Genomic DNA, 20955 nt, shown 5'->3' with positions numbered 1-20955 from the left:
CCTTTCTGGACAACCGACCTCGCGGCCAGCTACGAAACGCCGGATCGGCGCTTTCTGCTGGGGCTCTCCCTGCTCAACGTCTTCGACAGGCGCTACGAGCAGGTCGCCGCGCGCGTCGGCACCAGCGAAGCGATCCTCGGTGCGGGCCGCACGATTGCCGGCTCACTCAAGGTCCGGTTCTGATGGCGCGCGCAGCGCCTGCGCAAGGCCGGGTCGCCGCGGCGCTGCTTCACCGCTACAGGGCCCTGCAGATCGAATTGCGCGGGCGCCCCCGCCTGCGCAACATTTTACTGGCAGCGCTGGTTTCACTTCTCATCGTGCCGCTGCATGGCCGCGCCGGCATCAGGATCGTCGAGGCCAGGGTCTTCGATATCCTGACCATGATCGCCCCGCCCCAGCCGGATCAGCCCGGGGCCGTAATCGTCGCAATCGATGAGCCGTCCTTCGCCGAACTGTCCGAGCGCTGGCCCTGGTCGCGCGCAACTCACGCCCGCCTGGTCCAGAGCCTGAAGCAGGCAGGCGCGAAGGTCATTGGCCTCGATATCATCTTCTCGGAACCGTCGGGTGAAGCCGCCGATGCCGCTCTTGCCGCTGCGCTCGCACCCGGCATGGTGCTGGCGGCAGATCGCGAAGTCATCGCCATGGACCATGGCACGCAGGTCTCGCTCGTCGAGCCCCTGCCGGAGTTCACGGAAAACGGCGCGGAAACCGGTGTGACCTCCGTCGATCTCGACAGCGACGGCGTCCTGCGGCGAATGCCGCGCATCGAAGGCAGCTTTGCCGCCGCGCTCCTTGGCCAGATTGGCGAACCCCTGCCCGCTATCCCTGAGCGTGTCCTGATCCAATATCTCGGCGGACCACGCACCTATCCGACGGTCTCCTATTATCAGGCGCTCGACCCGGCAGCCTTTCTTCCGCCAGGCCTCCTCAAAGACAAGGTCGTGCTGGTTGGGTTCAACCTGAAGGCGGCACCAACCGCCGCGTCCGGTGCGAACGATGCGTTTTCCACCCCCTACACCACGAAAACCGGAACACTGACGTCGGGCGTCGAGATCCACGCGACCCTGCTCGATAATCTCAGGCATGGGCTCTGGATCAGACCCGCACCACTCAGCGCGATCGCAGCCGTCGTCCTGGTTTGCTCCCTGATCGGCTGCGGCACGGGCTCGGCGGCCATCACCTGGCGCACGGGCGTGATCGCGGCGGCAAGCGTCATTGCCATTGCCGCCGGCAGCTGGCTCCTGCTGCGCTACGGCCGGATCTGGCTGCCGCCGGTGACGCCGACGCTTGCGGCCTTCATAGGGTTCGGCGCACGCTTTGGCATCGACTACGCCCGCGAGCGCCGGCTGCGCGCCGCCGTTTCGCAGGCTTTTTCCCGCTATGTCACGCCCGATCTGGTCGAGGAACTCGCGCGCAATCCCGATTCGTTGAAGCTGGGCGGCGAGCGGCGCGAGATCAGCGTCCTGTTCTGCGACGTGCGTGGCTTCACCAGCCTGTCGGAGCGCCTGAAAGATGACCCGATCCGGCTGACCAGCATCATCAACCGCCTTCTCGATGCGCTGTCGGAACAGGTCCTGGAGGCCCGTGGCACGATCGATAAATATATGGGCGATTGCGTCATGGCATTCTGGAACGCGCCGTTGCCGGATCCGAACCATGCGAGTGCTGCCATCGCCGCTGCGCTAAGGATGTCCCAGGCCGTCGAGCGCCTGAATGCCGAACTTCAGATGGAGGAGCCCGGGTTGTCGCCGCTTGCCGTCGGAGTGGGGGTCAATACCGGCATGTGCGTCGTCGGCAATATCGGGTCGCGCTGGCGTTACGACTACTCCGTTCTGGGCGACGCCGTGAACCTCGCGTCGCGATTGGAGGGCGTAACCAAGGATTACGCGGTGCCGGTCGTCATCGGAGAAGGCACCGCACGCGCGATCGAGGACGCCTTCTTTGTCTTTGAACTCGACCGCATCGCCGTTCGCGGGCGTAGCGAAGCGACGCCGATCTTCACGGTGCTGGGCGAGGCAAGCATGCGCAACACGCCAGAGGGGCAAGCGCTCCTGTCAGCCCAGACACGACTGCGTCCTGCATTGGCCCAGGGAGATACGATGTCGTCCCTGGCCGAACTCGACGTCATCGCCTCGGTCTGGCCGAGCCTGACGGACTACAGCGCGAAGATGCGCGGGGCCATGATGGCGCGAGGAGCGCGGGTCTGACGGCAGGAGCGACCGCGAGTGCGATCAGAGGACGGAGCGATCAGTCCGTGAGGTTCGGTTTCAGAGCAATGTGACCACCCGTGATGGGGTGGCTGTCCGATCGGTGTTTCCAAGGGACGGATGCCGGTCTTYGGAGATCGTCGATCGCGAGCTGTGCGAACAGGCATCCCGGCCGCCCACGTACCGCCAAGCGGGTGTGGAACCCATGCTCACATTGATTTGCGTGACTTCAGGCGTTTGGGGCTGGTGCTGCGAGAGAGGATTGAACTCTCGACCTCTCCATTACCAATGGAGTGCTCTACCACTGAGCTACCGCAGCAGGATCGTAAGCCTTGAAGCGCCTGTTCAATCGCGAAATCGGCGATGGCGGGCGCGGCGTCGTTCCGAAGCGGCGTCCTGATGCCACAAGCCCCCGCCGGACGCAACCCGTAGCGGGCGAACAGCATGTGAAAAAGTCGGAACCGGTCCTTCTCGGCGATCCTGCTGCTGTCGAGCACTCCATTGGTAATGGAGAGATTGCTTCAGCTCAGAGCCGGGTGCGCTGGCGCTCTCCGGGAACGATGGCCCCGCATCAGTCCGCCAGCAGCAGCTGCCGATCGATCCGGAAGAGCCTGCCGTCGCCGAGCATATGCGCCGTCAGACCGTCGCGAAAAAGCGGACGGAAGGCGGTATCGCGAAGGTTCAGCCCGCCGGCATAGGCGCCCATGGCCGGGAGGATGCAGCGCCGCCCGGAGAGCGCGAAGCTGCGGCGCCGCAGGGCCCGCCCGCGCATCCTGATCTTGGCCGCCGGGTGGAGATGCCCGGCGATCTCGAAGCCGGCCTCAGCCGCGTCGGGTTCATGACGCAGCATGACGTCTGCAATCGCGAGACAGGCCGCAGTTTCGCCGCCCATCGCCCGGCTGATCGCGGGGTCGTGGTTGCCGGTCACCCAGAGCCAGTCACGGCCCTTCTGCAGCAGGTGCAGGGAGCGCAGATCATCACTGCTGATCCGCTCCTCCGCGCCGCGGTCGTGAAAGCTGTCGCCAAGCGCGATGACGCGGGCCGGAGCATGGCGCAGGATCGCAGCCGTCAGCGTCGCCAGCGTTGTCGCGGAATCATAGGGCGGCAGGAAGATGCCGCGCGCCGCATAGGCCGAGCCTTTTTCCAGATGCAGATCGGCTACGACGAGCGTGCGCTCTTCGGGCAGCCACAGCGCGCCCGAGAGATCGGGGACGATTGCGAGCCGCCCGAGCATGAGTGCTCCCGCCTCACGGGCTGAAAATTCGTTGGTTGCGGGCAGCGTCACGCCATCGCCTCTTCGAGCATCATCGCTTCAGCCTCCGCCAGGATCTCGTCGGCTGCCTCGCCATGAACCGCCTCGCGCCCGATTTCGAGCATTACCGAAACACTGAGCGGCGAAACATGGTCCAGCGGCTGATGCACGATTCGGCCGCTGATTCGTGTCAGCATTTGAGCGAGCCGCTGGATATCGAGCAAGCCTGTTGCGGCGTCGGCCCATGCGGCTTTCAGCAGCACGTGGTCAGGCTCGTGCTGGCGCAGCACGTCATAGACGAGATCGCTCGACATCGTGACCTGCCGGCCGCTCTTCTCCTGCCCGGGGAAGCGGCGTTCAATCAGCCCGCCAATGATGGCACAGGCGCGAAAGGTGCGCTTCATCAGCGCGGATTCGGCGAGCCATGCCTCGAGATCGTCGCCGAGCATGTCCTGGGCGAACAGTTCGTCGAGCGAGAGCGCTCCACGGGCGACCGCCGCCGACATGTCGCCCAACGTCCAGACCGCGATACCATAATCGTTGCAGACGAAGCCGAGCGGTCTCATGCGGGCCCGCTCCAGCCGCCGCGTCAGCAGCATGCCGAGCGTCTGATGGGCGAGGCGGCCCTCGAACGGGTACGCGACAAGATAGAACCGCCCACCGCGCGGAAAGGTCTCGATCAGCAACTCGCCGGGTTTGGGCAGGCGCGACTTCAGCCTTTGCGCATGCAGCCAGGAGGACACCTCGTCCGGCAGCCTGGCCCATTCCTGCGGCGAGGCGAGCATGGCGCGCACGCGGGCCGCGAGGAAGGTCGAGAGGGGGAATTTGCCCCCGGCATAGGACGGGATCTTTGGGTCGGTGCCCGGATTGGTGCGCGAGCAGACGACCTCGTTCTCGGTGATACCCTCGAAGCGGAGCACCTCGCCTGCGAAGACAAAGGTGTCGCCGCTCGTCATCGTCTCCGCGAAATACTCCTCGATCTCACCCAGGATACGGCCGCCGCGGCTCAGCATGCCGGGCTGGCCGGGCCTTGCGCTGCGCAGCCGGCCAAGCCGGACCTTGAGCATGGTCGATTCGACGATGGTGCCGACATTCATGCGATATTGCTGGATCACGCGCGGGTTGCTTGCGCGGAAGAGCCCGTCCTTGCCCCGCCGGAGCTTGGCGAAGCGTTCATAGCTGCGCAGGGCATAGCCGCCGGTCGCGACGAAATTGACCACGGCGTCGAAATCGACCCGCGCAAGGCCGGCATAGGGCGACGCGGTGCGCACCTCCTCGTAGAGCGCGTCCGGAGCAAAACCGTCGGAACAGGCGATGCCGAGCACGTGCTGGGCCAGCACATCGAGCGCGCCGATACGGGGCTCAGGCGTGTCCTGAGCGGCTTCAGCGACAGCGTCGAGGGCGGCGCGGCATTCCAGAAGTTCGAAGCGATTGGAGGGAACGAGCAGGGCCTGCGACGGCTCGTCCATGCGGTGATTCGAGCGGCCGATGCGCTGCATCAGCCGGCTCGCGCCCTTCGGCGCGCCGATATTGATGACCAGGTCGACATCGCCCCAGTCGATGCCGAGATCCAGCGTCGAGGTGCAGACGACGGCCTTCAGCTTGCCCGCGGCCATCGCCGCCTCGACCTTGCGGCGCTGCTGGGCGTCGAGCGAGCCGTGATGCAGCGCGATCGGCAGATTGTCGTCATTGATGTTCCACAGGCCCTGGAACATGAACTCGGCCTGCATGCGCGTATTGACGAAGACCAAGGTCAGGCGGTGATCGCCGATCGCCTTGTAGACGTCGCGAATGGCATGGCCGGTGGTGTGCCCGGCCATCGGCAGGCGGTTGGCGGATTGCAGGATGCCGATCCGCGCGCTTGCCCCGCCCTTGACGGCGACCAGCCCGGCCGAAGTCCCGACCCCGCCGAGATAGCGCTGCAGGTCGGCCGGCTCGCGCACCGTCGCCGAGAGGCCCACAGCCGAGAGTTTTGGCGCGAGTTTGCGCAGCCGCGCCAGGTCGAGCGAAAGCAGGTCGCCGCGCTTCGAGGTGACGAGCGCGTGCAACTCGTCGAGCACGACGCGCCTGAGGCTGGCGAAGAACGGCTTCGCATCCCGGTGCGAGACCARGAGGGCGAGCTGTTCCGGCGTGGTCAGCAGGATGTCCGGCGGTCGCGCGATCTGCCGGGTGCGCTTGGCGGCGGAGGTGTCTCCCGTGCGGGTCTCGACCGTGACCGGCAGCGCCATCTCCCGGATCGGCGTCTCGAGATTGCGGGCGATGTCGACAGCGAGAGCCTTGAGCGGCGAGATGTAGAGGGTGTGCAGGCCGTCACGGCGGCCATTGCCCTCGCTGAGCTCGACCAGCGAGGGCAGGAAGCCCGCAAGCGTCTTGCCGGCGCCGGTCGGCGCGACGAGCAGGGTCGAGCGCCCGGCGCGCGCCTCTTCCAGCAATGCAAGCTGATGCGGGCGTGCAGTCCAGCCGCGATAAGCGAACCAGTCGGCGAATCCTGGCGGGAGGGAGGCGGCGGGGGCATCCATGCGGGATAGAGATAGGCGGTGCGGGGCGAGAGTGAAATCCCGCCCCTTTGGGCCATGGGACCCTGAGACCTTGCGTTGGCCTAAGCGCGCGCCGCCACCACAACCAGCCCCGGCACCGGCTTCCCGCGGTCCTTCCGCGTGCTTGCGGCCTCCAGCAGGAGCGGCGTCAACCGAGCTTCGGACAACTGCCGCCGGAGCCAGCGTTCGCCATGGGCGAAACGACGATCCTCACCGACGATCACGTCCTCGCCGTCATGATCCTGCACGGTGAAGGCAACCAGGCCCGTGGCTGTCAGAACCCGCGCCGTTTGAGCGAAGGCCGGCGCAAGTTCGCCGAGATAGACGAAGACATCGGCCGCGATGACCAGATCGGCCGACGCATCGCGGCGGCTTGCGAGGAATTCGACGAGGCCCGCCACGGCGAGCTTGTCATAGAGCGGGCCTCCGTCATCGCGTGACTTGGCGCGCGCCTTCTCGATCATCCGGGCCGAGAGATCGCAGCCGGCGAGAAACTCGGTTTCGGCTCTGATCGCTTCGCCCATCAGCCCGGTGCCGCAACCGAGATCGAGTGTCATGGCGAAGGACAGGGCGCGGTTTTGCGCTGCACAGGCCCGCGCAAGTGCGYCCTTCAGCAGGGCTGGACCATGATAGGACAGGGATTCTACGAGGTGACTATCGAAACGTTCGGCGTATTCGTCGAAGAGACGGCCGGAGAATGCATCGGAGGCGGCCAGTTCCGCCGGAATCGCGCCGATGCGCGCGAGATCGAGCCTGGCGCCGAGATGATCCGCATCATCGAGAACCAGGCATTGCCGCCATGCTTCCGCGGCCTCCTCCTTGCTGCCAAGTTTCGCCTTGGCCTTGCCGTAGAGATGCCAGGCCGCGACGAAACCCGGCGCCTCCCCGAGCGTTTGATCGAGGAGATCGACGGCTGTTGCAGCGTCTCCCTCGGAGAGCGCGGCGGCCGCCCATTCATAGCGGCGGTCGAGTCGGGGATCGCCGGACGACGTCGAGAAACGAGGCTGGATTTTTTCCATGAGCGATCGACTTTATCTCACGCCCATGCACCAGACCAGACAATGCGCCCTTCGGAGCTGTTGATCCCGACGCCGGCCGGCCTCTATTGCCCGCTGGCTGACATTCATATCGATCCGGTTCGCCCGGTGGCGCGGGCGCTGATCACCCATGGCCATTCCGACCATGCGCGGGCGGGACACGGCGCCGTCCTGGCGACGCGCGAGACGCTGGCGATCATGGCCTTGCGCTATGGCGAGGGCTTTACGCAGAGCCGGCAGGAGGCGGTGCCGGGCGCGATGACGTCGATCGGTCCGGTCGATATCCGCTTCGTCCCGGCAGGGCATGTCCTTGGCTCCGCCCAGATCGTGGTCGAGAGCAAGGGGCTGCGGATCCTCGTCTCCGGCGATTACAAGCGCGAACGCGACCCGACCTGCGCCGGTTTCGAACCGGTTTCCTGTGATGTCTTCATCACCGAGGCGACATTCGGCCTGCCGGTGTTTCGCCATCCGCCGGCCGGTGCCGAAATCGCCAAGCTGCTGGAATCGGTCAGGCTCTTTCCCGAGCGGACGCATATCGTCGGCGCCTATTCGCTCGGCAAGGCGCAGCGTGTCATGGCTCTGATCCGCGAGGCCGGCTACGAGCGGCCCATCTATATCCATGGTGCGCTCGAGACCCTGACGGAGTTCTACGCTTCGGAAGGAGTTCCCGTCGGGGAGACGCGCCTGGTTTCGGCGAGCGATCGGAAGGCGCTGGCCGGAGAGATCGTCATCTGCCCGCCAAGCTCGATTCAGGATCTCTGGGCGCGGAAATTTCCGGACCCCGTGACCGCCTTCGCGTCTGGCTGGATGCGGATCCGGGCGAGAGCGCGGCAGAGGGGCGTGGAATTGCCGCTGATCGTTTCAGATCATGCCGACTGGGGCGATCTTCAGGCAACGATCAGAGAAACCGGCGCCGGCGAGATCTGGGTCACCCATGGTGAGGCCGACGCATTGGTCCATTGGTGCGGGACGGTCGGACTGAACGCGAAGCCGCTGCATCTTGTCGGCTATGGCGACGAGGGCGAGGCCGAAACCGTGAGCGAGACGGCCGATGCCGCGCAGCTCTAGCAGCCGGCAGCCGCCTCTACTGTGCGGCCTGCGCGGTGTGGGAGCGGCCGGGCAGCGTCATGCCGAGCAGCGAGACGGCCATGTCCCGCGCCAGGCAATCGTAACCGGTGTCGCTCATATGGAAGCCGTCACTGGCGAGCACCGCGGCGAACGCATTGGCGTCGCGCCGATGCCAGTCGCGCATCGTGTTGTAGCGCGAGAGAACGGGGATCGAGCGGCTGCGTGCCGTGTCTGCGATGGCCTCGACAAAGCTGCGATACCGTTCGGGATCCTTCACCGTCGGAAAATACTGCGGGTCGAGGATCACGAGACCGGAGCCGGCCTGGCGGACTGCCGTGATGCCGTCGGAGACCATGGCCTCGAAGGCGGCGAGATCACCACCCTGCACCGCATCATTGGTGCCGACCTGCCAGATGACGAGATCATAGCGCCGCTCGCTCAGGGCCCTTTTCAGGCGCGCGATCGTCTGCGGGGCGGTTTCGCCCCCGATCCCGGCATTGGTGACGCTGATGGCGGCATTGGGCCAGCTCTGACCAAGCAGCTTCTGCAGACGGGCGGGGTAGCTCTTGTCCTTGGAGGACGCGCCGATCCCTTCCGTGGAAGACGAGCCGATGGCCAGGATGTCGAGCTTATGCTCGCGGCTGATCTTGGCTGCGACGGCAGGGAGCGGTATCGCCGCCTGCATCATCGGCGTTTCCCGGCATTCAAAGGACGCGGCTGCAGCGCTGCCGATCTGCAACGTTGCGAATGCCAAGGCCACAATGAGATTCACGGCAAAGAACCGCATCGCGGCGCGCATCCCGACATCCTCATGACTGCTCCCTTGGCTGGTAAGGTTTCGTTCATGAATGGAGACTGAACGCCGGTGAATGGCCTGATGAGGGAATTTCGGGACAGGCAGGGCCCCGGCGCCAGCCTTGACGTTTGCCTGAAACTGCTGCGGGGGAGGGCAGGATGAACCGTTTCGCCTGGTTGCTCGACAGGCTTGCCTATGAACCGCGCCGCAATGCGAAGCTCGCGCTGATCGCGGATTACCTGCGCACTACGCCTGATCCGGACCGGGGGCTGGCACTGGCCGCGATGACCGGCGGCCTGGTGTTCCAGAACGCCAAGCCGGGCCTGATCCGGGCGCTGATCGCCGAGCGTACGGACCCGGTGCTGTTTGCGCTATCCTACGACTATGTCGGCGATCTCTCGGAGACCATAGCCCTGATGTGGCCGGCCCGGCACGGTGCGAATGCGGCGCCACACCTGCCCGATGTCGTCTCGGGCCTGCGAAACTCCGGCAAGACGGACTTGCCCCGCCTGATCGCGTCTTGGCTCGATGCGCTCGATGAGACCGGACGCTGGGCATTGCTCAAGCTCATCACCGGCGCATTGCGTATCGGGGTCTCCTCCCGGCTCGCCAAGACGGCAGCGGCGAGCCTCGGCGGTGTCGAGCCCGACGAGATCGAGCAGGTCTGGCACGGGCTGGAGCCGCCCTATGAGCCGCTCTTCGCCTGGCTGGAAGGCAGGGGACCGCGGCCGGCCGCGACGGATCCGGCGCCCTTCCGCCCCGCCATGCTCTCGCACCCGATCGAGGAGGGCGATTTCGACAAGCTCGTTCCGGCGGAGTTCCAGGCCGAGTGGAAATGGGACGGAATCCGCGTTCAGGCGGTCAGCGGCACGCGCGCCGATGGGGCCCGCATCACCCGGCTCTATTCACGGACCGGCGAGGATATCGGCGCCTCCTTCCCGGATGTCACGGAGGCGCTCGTTCTCGACGGCGCACTCGACGGCGAATTGCTGGTGCGCCGCGAGAATGCCGTCCAGAGCTTCAACACGCTTCAGCAACGGCTGAACCGCAAGAGCGTCACCGCGAAGATGCTGGCGGAGTATCCGGCTCATATCCGGGCCTATGACCTGCTCGTCGATGGCGAGGAGGACATTCGCGACTTGCCGCTCGCCGAACGCCGCAAGCGGSTCGTGGCCTTTGTCGCGCGGCTGTCCTCCGCAGTGGTGGATCTGTCACCGCCGATCGCCTTCAGCGATTGGGAGGAACTGGCGGCCGCGCGCGCAGACCCCGAGGCCTCTGGAGCCGGCGTCGATGCCGAAGCCGTCGAGGGCTGCATGATCAAGCGCCTTGATTCGCCCTATTTGCCCGGCCGGCCGAAAGGGTATTGGTACAAGTGGAAGCGGGATGCGCGGCTGGTCGATTGCGTGCTGATGTACGCCCAGCGTGGTCACGGCAAACGTTCGTCCTTCTATTCGGATTTCACCTTCGGCGTCTGGCGAACGACGGAGGAAGGCGAGGAACTCGTGCCGGTCGGCAAGGCCTATTTCGGCTTCACCGACGAGGAGTTGCTGGAGCTCGACCGCTTCGTGCGCCGCAACACGCTGAACCGCTTCGGCCCGGTGCGAGAGGTCACGCATGAAGCCGACAAGGGACTGGTGCTGGAAGTCGCCTTCGAGGGGCTGCAGCGTTCGACCCGGCATAAATCCGGACTCGCCATGCGCTTTCCCCGGATCAGCCGCATTCGCTGGGATAAGCCGCCGCGTGAGGCGGACCGTATCGAGGCGCTGGAGACGCTCCTGCCGGTGCAGGGCTGAAGTGTCGGTCCGGAGTCTAAAGGCGAATATTCTGTTGCGTTGCCGCAAGCGCCATTCTGGTTCACAGGCTTCCGTGCCGGTTTGCAGCGCTCATACCGTCTTATCGGCTTGAAATGCTTGAGCCTGCGCCCGCCTATGGGGCAGAATAGGCAGGGCTGTGGAGGGGATGACAGCATGAACCGGCAAACACCGACGCATATCGTCATCGCAGATGACCACCCGCTCTTTCGCGGCGCCTTGCGTCAGGCCGTATCGCATGCGTTGGAAGGGGCGGAAGTGAGCGAGGTTGGTTCGCTCGAGGCTTTGACGAAAGCGCTGGCCGAGGACGGGGACGCCGATCTCGTCATGCTCGATCTGACGATGCCCGGCGTCCAGGGTTTTTCCGGCCTGCTGTTCCTGCGGGCCGATCACCCGGAAATCCCGGTCATCGTCGTCTCGGCCAATGACGACCCGGCTGTGATCCGCCGTTGCATCGAGTTCGGGGCGCTTGGCTTCCTGCCGAAGACGGCCGAGGTCGAGCAGATGGGCGAGGCCATTCGAGCGGTGCTCGAGGGCAACGTCTGGACTCCGCCGGGGGTCGATCTTTCAGCGCCGGTCGATGCCGAGATCGCCGACATGGTGCGGCGGCTGTCGACGCTGACGCCGCAACAGGTCCGTGTCCTGATGATGCTCTCGGAAGGGCTGTTGAACAAGCAGATCGCCTATGAGCTCGGGGTCTCCGAGGCGACGGTGAAGGCCCATGTTTCGGCCATCTTGACCAAGCTCAATGTCGACAGCCGTACGCAGGCCGTGATAGCCGCCTCGAAGATCGCGGGAACGGCATGGGCGACGGCGGGCGCGTCGGCGACGATCTGAGCGTTCCGATGAGGCGGCTGTTCGCCATTCAGGCGCGGTTCAACCGTTCTATGGCCCGTCTCGTCTATCGATAGGAATTCCGGCAATGGCCAATGGCAATCTCGATCACTTCCTGGGCGGTTCGTTTCTCAGCGTTCTTGTCCGGCTGATCTTCATTTCACTGCTCGTCGGCGCCGCCATGGCCTTTCTCGGGCTGACGCCGCGCGGACTTTTCGACGCCGTGGCGCGCTTCCTGCGGTCGCTTGGTGATCTCGGTTTTGGCGCCGTGCGCGAGGTCGGCCAATGGGTGCTCGCAGGAGCGCTGGTCGTGGTCCCGATCTGGCTGCTCTCTCGCCTGTTCGCCTCGCGGCGCTAAAGCATCCGCCCGAAAAGTGGATTGCGGTTTTCGGGAAAGCCGATGCAAACACAGAAGGCTAGAACATCGGATGCGGCGCAAGCCGGCATGGCGTGAGCGCCACGGCCCGAGACGCTGGCTGCGCCTTACAGCCCCTCTCCCCGCGCGATCGCCTCGGCATCGCGGCCGACTAGGTCCGCAATCCGGCTCGCCCCGGCACGGCGGGCCTCACGCACCAGCCCCGTCTTGACCTCGCTCACGAGGGCGGGCCCCTTGAAGACCATCGCCGAATAGAACTGCACCAGGCTGGCGCCGGCCCTGATCTTGGCGAAGGCGGCGGAAGCGGAGTCGACGCCGCCGACACCGACCAGCGGGAACTGCGTCTCGACGCGCCGATAGGTCTCGGCGAGGATGCGGGTCGAGGACGCAAAGAGCGGTCGGYCCGAGAGGCCGCCGGTTTCGCCGCGAGAGGCTCCCCGCAGGCTGTCCGGCCGTGCGACAGTGGTGTTGGAGACGATCATGCCGTCGATCGCACGCCTGCGAGCCACGGCCACGATGCCGTCGAGTTCAGGCAGCGTCAGGTCAGGGGCGATCTTGAGCAGAACGGGCGTGCGGCGGCTTGTGGCCTGTCCGGCCTCGTCGCGGGCGGCGAGCGCTCGCGCGATCAGGTCGTCCAGCGCCGATTCCGCCTGCAGATCCCGCAGGCCGGGCGTGTTGGGCGAGGAGACGTTGACCGTGAGGAAATCGGCAAGCGGCGCGAGCCGCCTGGCCAGGATGGCGTAGTCGGCGGCGCGGTCGGCGGAGTCCTTGTTGGCGCCGAGATTGACGCCAACGATGCCGCCGCGCTTCCGGCGGGCTGCGAGCCTGGCCGCGACCGCTTCCATGCCCTCGCTGTTCAATCCGTACCGGTTGATGACGGCTTCGTCTTCGGGCAACCGGAAGACACGCGGGCGCGGATTACCGGGCTGCGGCAGCGGCGTCACGCCACCGACCTCGACAAAGCCGAAGCCGAGCCCCAGGGCGCCATCGACCGCCTCAGCATGTTTGTCGAAGCCGGCCGCCAGGCCGATCGGGTTCGCGAAGGCGAGCCCGAAAGCCTCGGTCGCCAGGATCGGATCGTCGGCAGCCGGCTTCAACGCCGGTGCGGCCGCCAGTGCGGCAACCGTCAGGCGATGCGCCATCTCGGCATCCAGCTTGTGGATCAGGGGCCGGGCGAGGTTGAAGAGGCTGCCGATCACGAAATGTCCTCCGGAATGACGGGGCTGCCATTCGTCCCCGTGGCGAGCGGCGCAATCCAGCGCACGATCTTGGGGGCGAGGGCCGAATAGAGATGCGGGAAGAGCGCGCCGCCGCGCGAGGGTTCGTAGCGCAGCGCCGAGCCGAGTGCCGTATCGTCCACCGCGATCAGCAGGAGGCCACTCTGACCGGCGAAGTGCTTTTCTGCCGTTTCGCGAAGCTGTCCGCCTGTGGAGAAATGGATGTAGCCGTCGGCGAGATCGATGGCAGCGCCGTTGAATGACCCGGCGAGCTCAGCGTCACGCCAGAGCTGTTCGGGGCAGATCTTGTAGATGAGGGGCACGGGACGTCTCGTTGGTTCGGCGTTGTACACGCCATAGCGGGTGCAACCGGCTCCGGGCAAATCATCCCGGACCCGTTCATCGGAAATCAGATTGAGGTCTCATCGAGTAGGGGATATTTCCTATCCTTGTCCTGCTCTCCCGGCACATCAGGATCAGAGGCCTGTCCGATGCTGTCCCATGACCAGATCTGGAGCGCGATCGATGCACTGGCCCAGCGCTACGGCTTCACGCCGTCGGGGCTGGCGCGCAGGGCCGGCCTCGACGCCACGACCTTCAACCGCTCCAAGCGCATCGGCCCGGATGGCCGCGAGCGCTGGCCCTCGACCGAGTCGATCGCCAAGATCCTGGGGGCTACTGGCGCTTCGCTCGACGAGTTCATGAGCGTGGTGATGCACCGCGCCGCGGCGCCCGCGCCCACCATTCCCCTGCTCGGTTTCGCACAGGCGGGGTTGGGTGGATTCTTCGATGGCAGCGGCCTGCCCGCCGGCTCCGGCTGGGAGGAGGTCGCGTCTCCCGGCCTGTCCGACGAGAAAGCCTATGCGCTTGAGATCGCCGGCGATTCGATGCTGCCGATCTACCGCGATGGCGACATCATCATCGTTTCTCCGGCGGCTGCCGTGAGGCGAGGCGACCGGGTCGTGGTCATGACGATTGAAGGCGAGGTGCTGGCGAGGCAGCTCAAGCGCGAAACTGCCAGGACCGTCGAACTCGCCTCGCTCAATCCCGAGCAGCCCGACCGGGTGCTCGCATCATCCGAGATCGCCTTCATGGCGCGGGTGATCTGGGCGAGCCAGTAGGGCCCTCAGTTCCCGCCTCTGATCGGCAGCGCCACCTTGAAGACGGCTCCGATCTTCGAGGGTTCGAGCGCGATCGAGCCGCCATGCAGGCGGACGAGTTCCGCCGCGATAGCGAGGCCCAGCCCGGTGCCGCCGGGATTGACCGAGCCGCGAAAGGCCTGGAACAGATTGGCCTTTGCCCGTTCCGGAACGCCGGGACCATTGTCGCAGACGCGCAGAACGACCTCATGAAGCTCGCGCGCCGCACTGATGGTCAGGGTCGGCTGGCGGCCGGCTTCGGCGCCCGCACGGGTCAGCGCCTCGACGGCATTGCGCATGAGATTGAGCAGGACGCGCGCCATCTGGTCGGGGTCGCAGGGCAGGATGAGTTCCGCCGGAACCTCGTTGGCGAAGCTCACGGTCGGGCTTTCCGCGAGGCCGAGCAGTTCGCCCGCATCGGCCACAAGCTGCCGAAGCGCGACCTCGCGCAGGGTCGGCGTCGCCTCGGCGGCGCGGCCATAGGCCAGCGTCGCCTGGCAGAAGGCGATGGCGCGGTCGAGCRTGGCGATCAGGCGCGGCGCAAAGCGCCTGATCTTCGGGTCCCGCGTTTCGGTCAGCCGGTCCGACATCAACTGGGCCGCAGCCAGCATATTGCGCAGGTCGTGGTTGACCTTGCTGACCGCCAGGCCGAGTTCGGCGAGGTGCTTCTTGGTGCGCAGCTCGTCCGCCAGCGTCATCTGCATGCGTGCGAGCGCCCGTTCGGCCTCGCCGATCTCGTCCGCGCGCTGGCTCGGCGTGATGATCCGGTGCGGGTTCTCCKGGTCGGCCTCGAACTCCATGACATTGGCGGCGACCTGGCGGATCGGGCCGACGATGAGCCAGTTCAGGGCAAGATAGACCAGTCCCGCCGTCAGCCCCGAGATCAGCAGCGACAACAGCAGAATATTGGCTGAGAACACCAGCATCGCGCGGCGCAGCGGCGCCTCGTCGATGATCAGTTCGACGAAGTCGGCGCCGCCGACCGCCTCGCCGATGACCCGGATCGGCGTGTCATGGGCAGGCGTAATCAGAGTGTCGAGAGTCTCGATGATGGAGGTGAGCCAGCCCATCTGGCGCAGATCCACGGTTCGCGCCACTTCGGGTGGCATGGAATCGAGGCTGAGAAGGCGCCGCGCACCGCCGACACGGGCGGCGATGGCGCGTGCGCCGACGCCCATCAACAGGCGGCTCTCGCTGCCTTCGGGCAGCCCCTCCGGCGGAGCGCCTTCAAGAACCAGCACGGCGATCTGTGCGGCTGCGAGGCGGTCATTCAGCCAGTTGCGCCGGAAATTCGCGACGGACGGCAAGTAGATCAGCACCTCCGCCAGCATCACGAAAAGCACGGTCAGCAGCAGCAGCTTTGCGGAAAGGCCGAGCCGCGTCAGGCTGCGTGGGACGCTGACGGAAAGCGACTGCTTGTCGAGGCGTGGCGACTCCATGCGGCGAGCTTATCCGAAGCGGCGCAGGAAGCCGATAAGCCGGCGAATGCCCGGCCGGGACGCAAGCGGAGAGTAGATCGAGAGGGCAGCCCGCTTCGAGAGTTCCGAGAAGGTCGAAGCAGGGAGGACCAGCCCGGCCATATCCTTGACGTTCAGCCCCTTCTCGATTGCCAGGCACCAGGGCGCGATCAGCTCGCCGGCCTTGGCACCAATGATGGTGGCGCCGAGAACGCGGCCCTTGCCGTCGGTGATGAGCTTGACGAAGCCCTCCGTCTGCCGTTCGGCCTGCGCCTTGTCGCTTTCTGCATAGGGCCAGCGCAGGATCCGGATGTCCCGCGCCGCCCTGTGGGCCTGCTCCTCCGACAGGCCGATGCTGGCAAGCTCAGGCTCGCAGGAGGTCACTCTTGGTAGCGCCGCTGCGTCCGTCTTCACCGGCAGGCGGAACAGGATATTGCGGAGAACCAGGCTCGCCTGGTGGCTCGCTGCATGAGCAAGGTGAGCGCTGTGTCGGTTTCCGCTGGCGCAGCCGCCAATGGCGAAGACACGCCGGTTGGCCGTCCGCAGGCCCTTGTTGACGAGGATGCCGCCGGCATCGCTGGCAATGCCCGCAAGTTCGAGATCGAGCGCGGCGATCGCCGGCTGCCGGTCACTCGTGACCAGCAGGTGCGTGCCATCCAGGGGGAGTTCCGCTTCACTCTTCGTCCCGGCCAGGACGAGGCGCACGCGATTGCGCGGGGTTTCGACACGCAGGATCTTGGCCCGTTCGTGCAGCGCGATCCCGTCACGCAGCAGAGCGCGGCGGATCAGCATCACGGCCTCCGGGTCCTCGTCGGCAAGGAGGTCTTCGGCTCCAACGATCGTGACGCTGCTGCCGAGGCGGTGCATCGCCTGYGCGAGTTCAACCCCTTCCGAGCCGCATCCGAGCACGATCAGACGTTCCGGGCGGCGGTTCAGGGTGAGAACGGATGCCACTGTCAGGACAGGGGCCTTGTCCAGGCCGGGAATTGACGGAGCCGCCGGGCGCGAGCCCGTTGCGATGACGAAGCGCCTTGCCCTGATTTCCCGATCGCCGACCTGTACGGTGTTGCGGTCGCGAAACCGGGCCTCGCCGTTGATCACGGTGACGCCCAATGCCGCCAGGCGCTCGGCCGTTTCGTTGGGGGCCAGTGCCGCGACGACGCCGGCGATATGCGCCTGCACCTTGACGAAATCCATATCCAGCGCACCGGCAGCGATGCCGAAATGGCCGGCGTCCTGGAGCAGTCTCGCCCGTGTGCTGGCGGCGATCAGCGCGTTCGAGATGACAGCGTCCTTGCCGCCCCCCAGGCGGTCGCGCTCCACCAGCACGACCGATACGCCAAAGAGCGCCGCTGCTGTCGCAAGGGAAAGTCCGGCGGCGCCGCCTCCGATAACGCAGATGTCGGGGGTCAGCGGCGTCGTATTGGATGCCGTCGCCGGACTGCCGGTCACATCGCCTCTCCCTGATCTGCCTTCCGCTACCTGCTGATGCGTTGTCAGAGTGCAGGAATCAAGGCCGGCGCGCCGGAAGTACTGGAGCAGCGCGCCGTTGGACAGGCATTGTCGCGGTGGGATCGGTATCGCGCGTGCGGCGTCTCAGCGACATTCCTCAGGCGACGTGACGTCCCCTGTCGGGTGAGAAGGCGGATACCGGCTCCGGCCGGCCGAAGAGATAGCCCTGTGCCCGGTGCGCGCCGAGCAACTGCACTGCGATACGCTGCTGTTCGGTTTCGATGCCTTCGACGACGACATTCATCGAAAGGCGTCGAGCGAGCTGGCAGACGGCCTCGATGATGGCTTTCGACGCCTCATTGGCGTGCACGTCGCGGCTGAAGCTCTGGTCGATCTTCACCTGGGCGAAGGGGTAGGTCGAGAGATAGGCAAGTGAGGAATAGCCGGTGCCGAAATCGTCGAGTGCGAATTTCACACCGAGCGCGCGCAGTTCGTGAATGGCGGCGAGCGTGCCTTTGTTATCCTCGATCAGCAGGGATTCGGTCACCTCGAGCGTCAGCCGATGGGAGCCGAGCCCGGACGCGATGAGCGCTTCCTTGACGGTCTCGACGATCCGGCGGGGTTCACGGAACTGCAGCGGCGAGATGTTGACGGAAACGCCGACGTCGTTAGGCCAGGAAGCCGCGTCATGGCAGGCCTGTCTGATGGCCCAGTCGCCCATGGCGGCGATCAGGCCGGAACTCTCCGCGATCGGGATGAAGATGCCAGGCGGGATCATTCCGCGGGTGGGGTGCCGCCAGCGCATCAACGCCTCGCGGTTGACGACATCCTGCGTCTTCAGATCGATGATGGCCTGATAGTACAGTTCGAGCGACTTGTTCTCGCAAGCCCGGCGCAGATCCACCTCGATCTCGTGCCGATCGAGCATCTCCTCGGCCATCGCCGGATTGAAGAAGGTCAGGGTGTTGCGGCCTGCGGCTTTGGCCTTGTAGAGGGCGGTGTCAGCGTGGCGCAGCAGATCGGCCGGCGTCGCGGCATCGAGCGGCGCCATCGCGATACCGACGCTGGCCGTCACGTAGACGGTCTTGGTCTCAAGCAGGAAGGCCTTGGCCATCGCATCGATCATGCGTTGGGCGATCGTGGTGACGATGGCGAGATTGGCCGAGGGCAAGATCAGAACGAACTCGTCACCGCCGAAGCGGGCCAGCAGGTCGCCACCGCGAATGACACCGCGCAGGCGCATAGCCGTTTCGGAGAGGACGCGATCGCCGATATCGTGGCCAAGGCTGTCATTGACCTGCTTGAACCCGTCGAGATCGACATAGAGCAGCGCGAAGGCTTCTCCGGTCCGCTCCAGCTTGCGGAAGGACTCGGACAGCTGGTTGTTGAATTCGAAGCGGTTTGCGAGACCGGTCAACTCGTCGAAGCGAGCCATCCGCTCGATCCGTGCTTCCGTCGCCTTCCTCTCGGTCGCATCCTCGGTCAGCATCAGCACACCGCCTTCGGCCGCAGGCGCGATGGTGACCACCAGCAGCCGGCCGCCACGGGTCTGCAATTCGCGGGTGACCGCCTGTTGCGACTGCTGAACCTCGCTGAGTGCGCTTCTGATGTCGCGAACCTGGTCGGCGCTGATGACCTGGCGCTCGATCAGGAAGCGGGCGATCGCCGTCAAGGGCGTGCCGGGGAGGGCGAGCGTCTCGGGGATGCCGAAGAGCGTGCGATGCGGTGCGTTGCAGATCGCGAGCTTGAGGCTGCGATCATACATGGCGAGGCCATGGATCATCGTGTTGAGCGCGGCGTCGAGCGTCAGGTTCTGCGAATGCAGCGCCGATGCCAACCCTCGTGACTGCTTGGTCGCTTCGCTGAGCGCGAGGAGATTCCGGTGCAGGGAATTGGTGATGGCGATGTTGGCCGCCACGTACAGGAACGCGAAATAGCCGATATAGTGATAGTAATCGTTGGAGGCCTGGACGAGGCCGATGGCCATCGGCACGCAGAAGGTCAGGAGCTGTACGGCGACGAATTTCGGCCGGCCGGCGTTGCGCGAGACATAGCCCGAGGCCAGCGCGATGGTCGAGGCGACCGAAGTGATATGGGCGGCGGGGTCCTCGGTCTGCGTCAGCGCGATGTAGCAGCTGTAGCCAAGGACTGCGCTGAAAACCGTTGCGCCGAGGAAGTATTCGCGATCCCAGCGCCGTGTCTCGGCAAAGCTGTCATCCGAATGATCGCGCCTGCGATAGCTGATGACGGTCATGATCCGGAGCGCGACGACCAGAGTCACCAGCGCGGTCAGGGTCATGAAAATGCTGGCGCCCGTCGAGAGCCAGCACAGATAGGGGGTCAGGATACCAGCGATGCCGCCCGGAATGATCGAGCCGGGCGAGGAGAACAGCGAGCTGACCAGCAGACGATAGTCCGGCAGGTCGAAATCCTCGCGGACGTCGCCCGGTCTGTCGCTGAGAAGCCCTTTGAAAACACCCGCCATCCAGTCCCGCCTTGCAAGGCTTCAGGCGCGCGACACGAGCTTTTCACGAGCCCGAGTTCGCGCCGGATAAACCCTTTAAGCGGAACAGGTAAATGTTTCGTGAGGGGGGCTGCAACCGCCTTGCGTCTCCGCGAAGGCGCCTTTGCAGGATCAGAGGGCCGCTGCGCTGGACAGGACCGGGCTCGCCGGCCGCTGGTAGACGCGGGTCAGCATACGATCCTGCGTCTGCGCGATGCGCTGCAGCTTCGAGATGGCGYTCGGGTTGAGGCGCAGCATGCAATCCGTCCAGATATCGCCAAGATGCTCCAGTTCCTCGCGCAGGTCGCCGGCCCGGCGATTGAACGCGGAGAACAGCGCGGTCTTGGCCGCATGCACCGGCAGGGAGTCGCTGGCATATTTGCGGATCCAGTCTTCGCCGGTGCCGGTCGGCACCACCGCTTCCAACGCACCGGCCGCCATGAATTCGGCGGCGCTCATCTCCTCGCCGGAGAGCAGCAGGCGCTCCGCTGCACGCGAGCCCATGCGGCGTGACAACACCGCCACCGCCGTGATCGGGAAGTGGTTGAACTTGATCTCGGGGTAGACGAACGAAGCCTGCTCCTCGGCGATCATGACATTGCAGGAGCGCGGCGCATCGATGCCGCCACCGATCGCCTTGGCGTGAATGGTCGAGAGCGTGATCACCAGACCGTTGAGACCGCTGGCGTTCCAGACCGCGCCCTCGATCGAGAGACGCGCATATTCCGCCAGGGCGGCGCGGTCATTCTTGGCGAGGCAGTCGAGATAGAAATCGAGATCGCCGCCGAGGGTGAAGAAGGGGCCGGTCCCGCGGAAGGCGAGGAAGCGCACTGGTGCGCCGTGATACTGATCCGGCGCCCCCCAGAGAGCATAGATCGCCTTCTGGATCTTGCCGAGGCTGTCAAGCAGCTGGAGCGTGAAGACCGGCTTCAGCTCCGGCTTGATCGTCACCCACAGCGTCTTGATCTCGGCCTCGTAGGCCAGCTGCACCTCGGGCAGGAAACCCGCCTTGTGCCGCAACGCGTCGATGACCTCGCAACATTCCAGAGCGACGGCGGGCACCGAATGGGTCTGTGAAGCGAAGGCCTGGAACATGCCGCAAATCCCGTCAGGTCAGACAATTTGGAACGCCTCCGCAGGGTAGAAGAAGTTAATGAACTGTAAACGATAACCGGCAGAAATGGTTAATTTCATTAAACTTTGTCGTCTAAGTTGTGCTGCTGGAGAGCCTGTCTCAATGCGATGTTGCGGGCTTTTGAGGCGGCGCGC

At 65.6% G+C, this 20955-nt stretch carries 17 protein-coding genes and 1 tRNA gene; 7 read left to right on the top strand and 11 right to left on the bottom strand.

Going from position 1 to position 20955, the window contains the following annotated elements; genetic code table 11:
* Positions 1-183: hypothetical protein (locus AC1D34_RS16080; RefSeq protein WP_476824713.1), on the top strand; the 183-nt coding region annotated here is incomplete at its 5' end.
* A complete protein-coding gene (locus tag AC1D34_RS16075; protein ID WP_476824712.1) occupies positions 183-2207 on the top strand; it encodes a CHASE2 domain-containing protein in 2025 nt (674 codons plus the stop codon). The genes AC1D34_RS16080 and AC1D34_RS16075, both read left to right, overlap by 1 nt.
* 244 nt (positions 2208-2451) lie before the next feature.
* Here the strand turns inward: AC1D34_RS16075 and AC1D34_RS16070 are convergent.
* From AC1D34_RS16070 to AC1D34_RS16055, 4 genes are all read right to left on the bottom strand, one after another.
* Positions 2452-2526 (bottom strand) — tRNA-Thr (locus AC1D34_RS16070).
* A gap of 252 nt (positions 2527-2778) precedes the next feature.
* A complete protein-coding gene (gene pdeM / locus AC1D34_RS16065) occupies positions 2779-3441 on the bottom strand; it encodes a ligase-associated DNA damage response endonuclease PdeM (protein WP_441490490.1) in 663 nt (220 codons plus the stop codon).
* A 47-nt stretch (positions 3442-3488) separates the two neighbouring features.
* Positions 3489-5978 carry a ligase-associated DNA damage response DEXH box helicase gene (locus AC1D34_RS16060; protein WP_476824711.1) on the bottom strand — a complete coding sequence of 830 codons (2490 nt, stop codon included), beginning with the start codon at positions 5976-5978 and terminating at the stop codon, positions 3489-3491.
* An 80-nt stretch (positions 5979-6058) separates the two neighbouring features.
* Positions 6059-7015: a class I SAM-dependent DNA methyltransferase gene (locus AC1D34_RS16055; RefSeq protein ID WP_476824710.1), complete on the bottom strand. Its 957-nt coding sequence runs from the start codon at positions 7013-7015 to the stop codon at positions 6059-6061.
* Positions 7016-7057: 42 nt separating this feature from the next.
* Between AC1D34_RS16055 and AC1D34_RS16050 the strand changes: the two genes are divergently transcribed.
* On the top strand, positions 7058-8101 hold the full coding sequence (locus AC1D34_RS16050; protein WP_476824709.1) for a ligase-associated DNA damage response exonuclease: 1044 nt from the start codon (positions 7058-7060) through the stop codon (positions 8099-8101).
* 16 nt (positions 8102-8117) lie between these two features.
* On the opposite strand, the gene AC1D34_RS16045 is transcribed toward AC1D34_RS16050, so the two are convergent.
* Positions 8118-8900: an SGNH/GDSL hydrolase family protein gene (locus tag AC1D34_RS16045; protein WP_441490145.1), complete on the bottom strand. Its 783-nt coding sequence runs from the start codon at positions 8898-8900 to the stop codon at positions 8118-8120.
* A gap of 155 nt (positions 8901-9055) precedes the next feature.
* On the opposite strand from AC1D34_RS16045, the gene AC1D34_RS16040 reads away from it, so the two are divergent.
* The 3 genes from AC1D34_RS16040 to AC1D34_RS16030 all read left to right on the top strand — a co-directional run bounded on the left by AC1D34_RS16040 (position 9056) and on the right by AC1D34_RS16030 (position 11900).
* On the top strand, positions 9056-10690 hold the full coding sequence (locus AC1D34_RS16040) for a cisplatin damage response ATP-dependent DNA ligase (protein ID WP_476824708.1): 1635 nt from the start codon (positions 9056-9058) through the stop codon (positions 10688-10690).
* 174 nt (positions 10691-10864) lie between these two features.
* Positions 10865-11545 (top strand): response regulator, encoded by a 681-nt coding sequence (locus AC1D34_RS16035; protein ID WP_441490143.1) that lies wholly within the window; start codon positions 10865-10867, stop codon positions 11543-11545.
* 85 nt (positions 11546-11630) lie between these two features.
* Positions 11631-11900, top strand: a complete 270-nt coding sequence (locus AC1D34_RS16030; protein ID WP_069877667.1) for a DUF6460 domain-containing protein — start codon at positions 11631-11633, stop codon at positions 11898-11900.
* Positions 11901-12025: 125 nt separating this feature from the next.
* Here the strand turns inward: AC1D34_RS16030 and AC1D34_RS16025 are convergent, their stop codons facing one another.
* Positions 12026-13117 carry a quinone-dependent dihydroorotate dehydrogenase gene (locus AC1D34_RS16025; protein WP_476824707.1) on the bottom strand — a complete coding sequence of 364 codons (1092 nt, stop codon included), beginning with the start codon at positions 13115-13117 and terminating at the stop codon, positions 12026-12028.
* A complete protein-coding gene (locus AC1D34_RS16020) occupies positions 13114-13458 on the bottom strand; it encodes a DUF952 domain-containing protein (protein ID WP_441490141.1) in 345 nt (114 codons plus the stop codon). Before AC1D34_RS16020 ends, AC1D34_RS16025 begins: the two co-directional genes overlap by 4 nt.
* Positions 13459-13626: 168 nt before the next feature.
* Between AC1D34_RS16020 and AC1D34_RS16015 the strand changes: the two genes are divergently transcribed.
* Complete coding sequence (locus AC1D34_RS16015; protein ID WP_441490140.1) at positions 13627-14256, top strand: S24 family peptidase; 630 nt, start codon at positions 13627-13629, stop codon at positions 14254-14256.
* Positions 14257-14261: 5 nt separating this feature from the next.
* On the opposite strand, the gene AC1D34_RS16010 is transcribed toward AC1D34_RS16015, so the two are convergent.
* The 4 genes from AC1D34_RS16010 to AC1D34_RS15995 form a co-directional block, all read right to left on the bottom strand.
* A complete protein-coding gene (locus AC1D34_RS16010) occupies positions 14262-15713 on the bottom strand; it encodes a sensor histidine kinase (protein WP_476824706.1) in 1452 nt (483 codons plus the stop codon).
* Positions 15714-15722: 9 nt separating this feature from the next.
* Complete coding sequence (locus AC1D34_RS16005) at positions 15723-17183, bottom strand: dihydrolipoyl dehydrogenase family protein (protein ID WP_441490138.1); 1461 nt, start codon at positions 17181-17183, stop codon at positions 15723-15725.
* A 157-nt stretch (positions 17184-17340) separates the two neighbouring features.
* Complete coding sequence (locus AC1D34_RS16000; protein ID WP_441490137.1) at positions 17341-19668, bottom strand: putative bifunctional diguanylate cyclase/phosphodiesterase; 2328 nt, start codon at positions 19666-19668, stop codon at positions 17341-17343.
* Positions 19669-19818: 150 nt separating this feature from the next.
* Positions 19819-20781, bottom strand: coding sequence for an enoyl-CoA hydratase-related protein (locus tag AC1D34_RS15995; RefSeq protein WP_476824705.1), 963 nt, complete (start codon positions 20779-20781; stop codon positions 19819-19821).
* Between the last annotated feature and the right edge of the window lie 174 nt (positions 20782-20955).

The organism is Allobosea sp. P1_A7, from assembly GCF_056406775.1.
Note: the sequence above shows the minus strand (reverse complement) of the source record. Positions and strands in the feature narration are given on the sequence as shown.

Bases quoted from the DNA above. Each gene is read 5' to 3' on its own strand.
- AC1D34_RS16015 (WP_441490140.1), top strand. From the start codon at position 13,627: ATGCTGTCCCATGACCAGATCTGGAGCGCGATCGATGCACTGGCCCAG.
- AC1D34_RS16050 (WP_476824709.1), top strand. From the start codon at position 7,058: ATGCGCCCTTCGGAGCTGTTGATCCCGACGCCGGCCGGCCTCTATTGC.
- pdeM (WP_441490490.1), bottom strand. From the start codon at position 3,441: ATGCTCGGGCGGCTCGCAATCGTCCCCGATCTCTCGGGCGCGCTGTGG.
- AC1D34_RS16035 (WP_441490143.1), top strand. From the start codon at position 10,865: ATGAACCGGCAAACACCGACGCATATCGTCATCGCAGATGACCACCCG.
- AC1D34_RS16045 (WP_441490145.1), bottom strand. From the start codon at position 8,900: ATGCGCGCCGCGATGCGGTTCTTTGCCGTGAATCTCATTGTGGCCTTG.
- AC1D34_RS16030 (WP_069877667.1), top strand. From the start codon at position 11,631: ATGGCCAATGGCAATCTCGATCACTTCCTGGGCGGTTCGTTTCTCAGC.
- AC1D34_RS16075 (WP_476824712.1), top strand. From the start codon at position 183: ATGGCGCGCGCAGCGCCTGCGCAAGGCCGGGTCGCCGCGGCGCTGCTT.
- AC1D34_RS16000 (WP_441490137.1), bottom strand. From the start codon at position 19,668: ATGGCGGGTGTTTTCAAAGGGCTTCTCAGCGACAGACCGGGCGACGTC.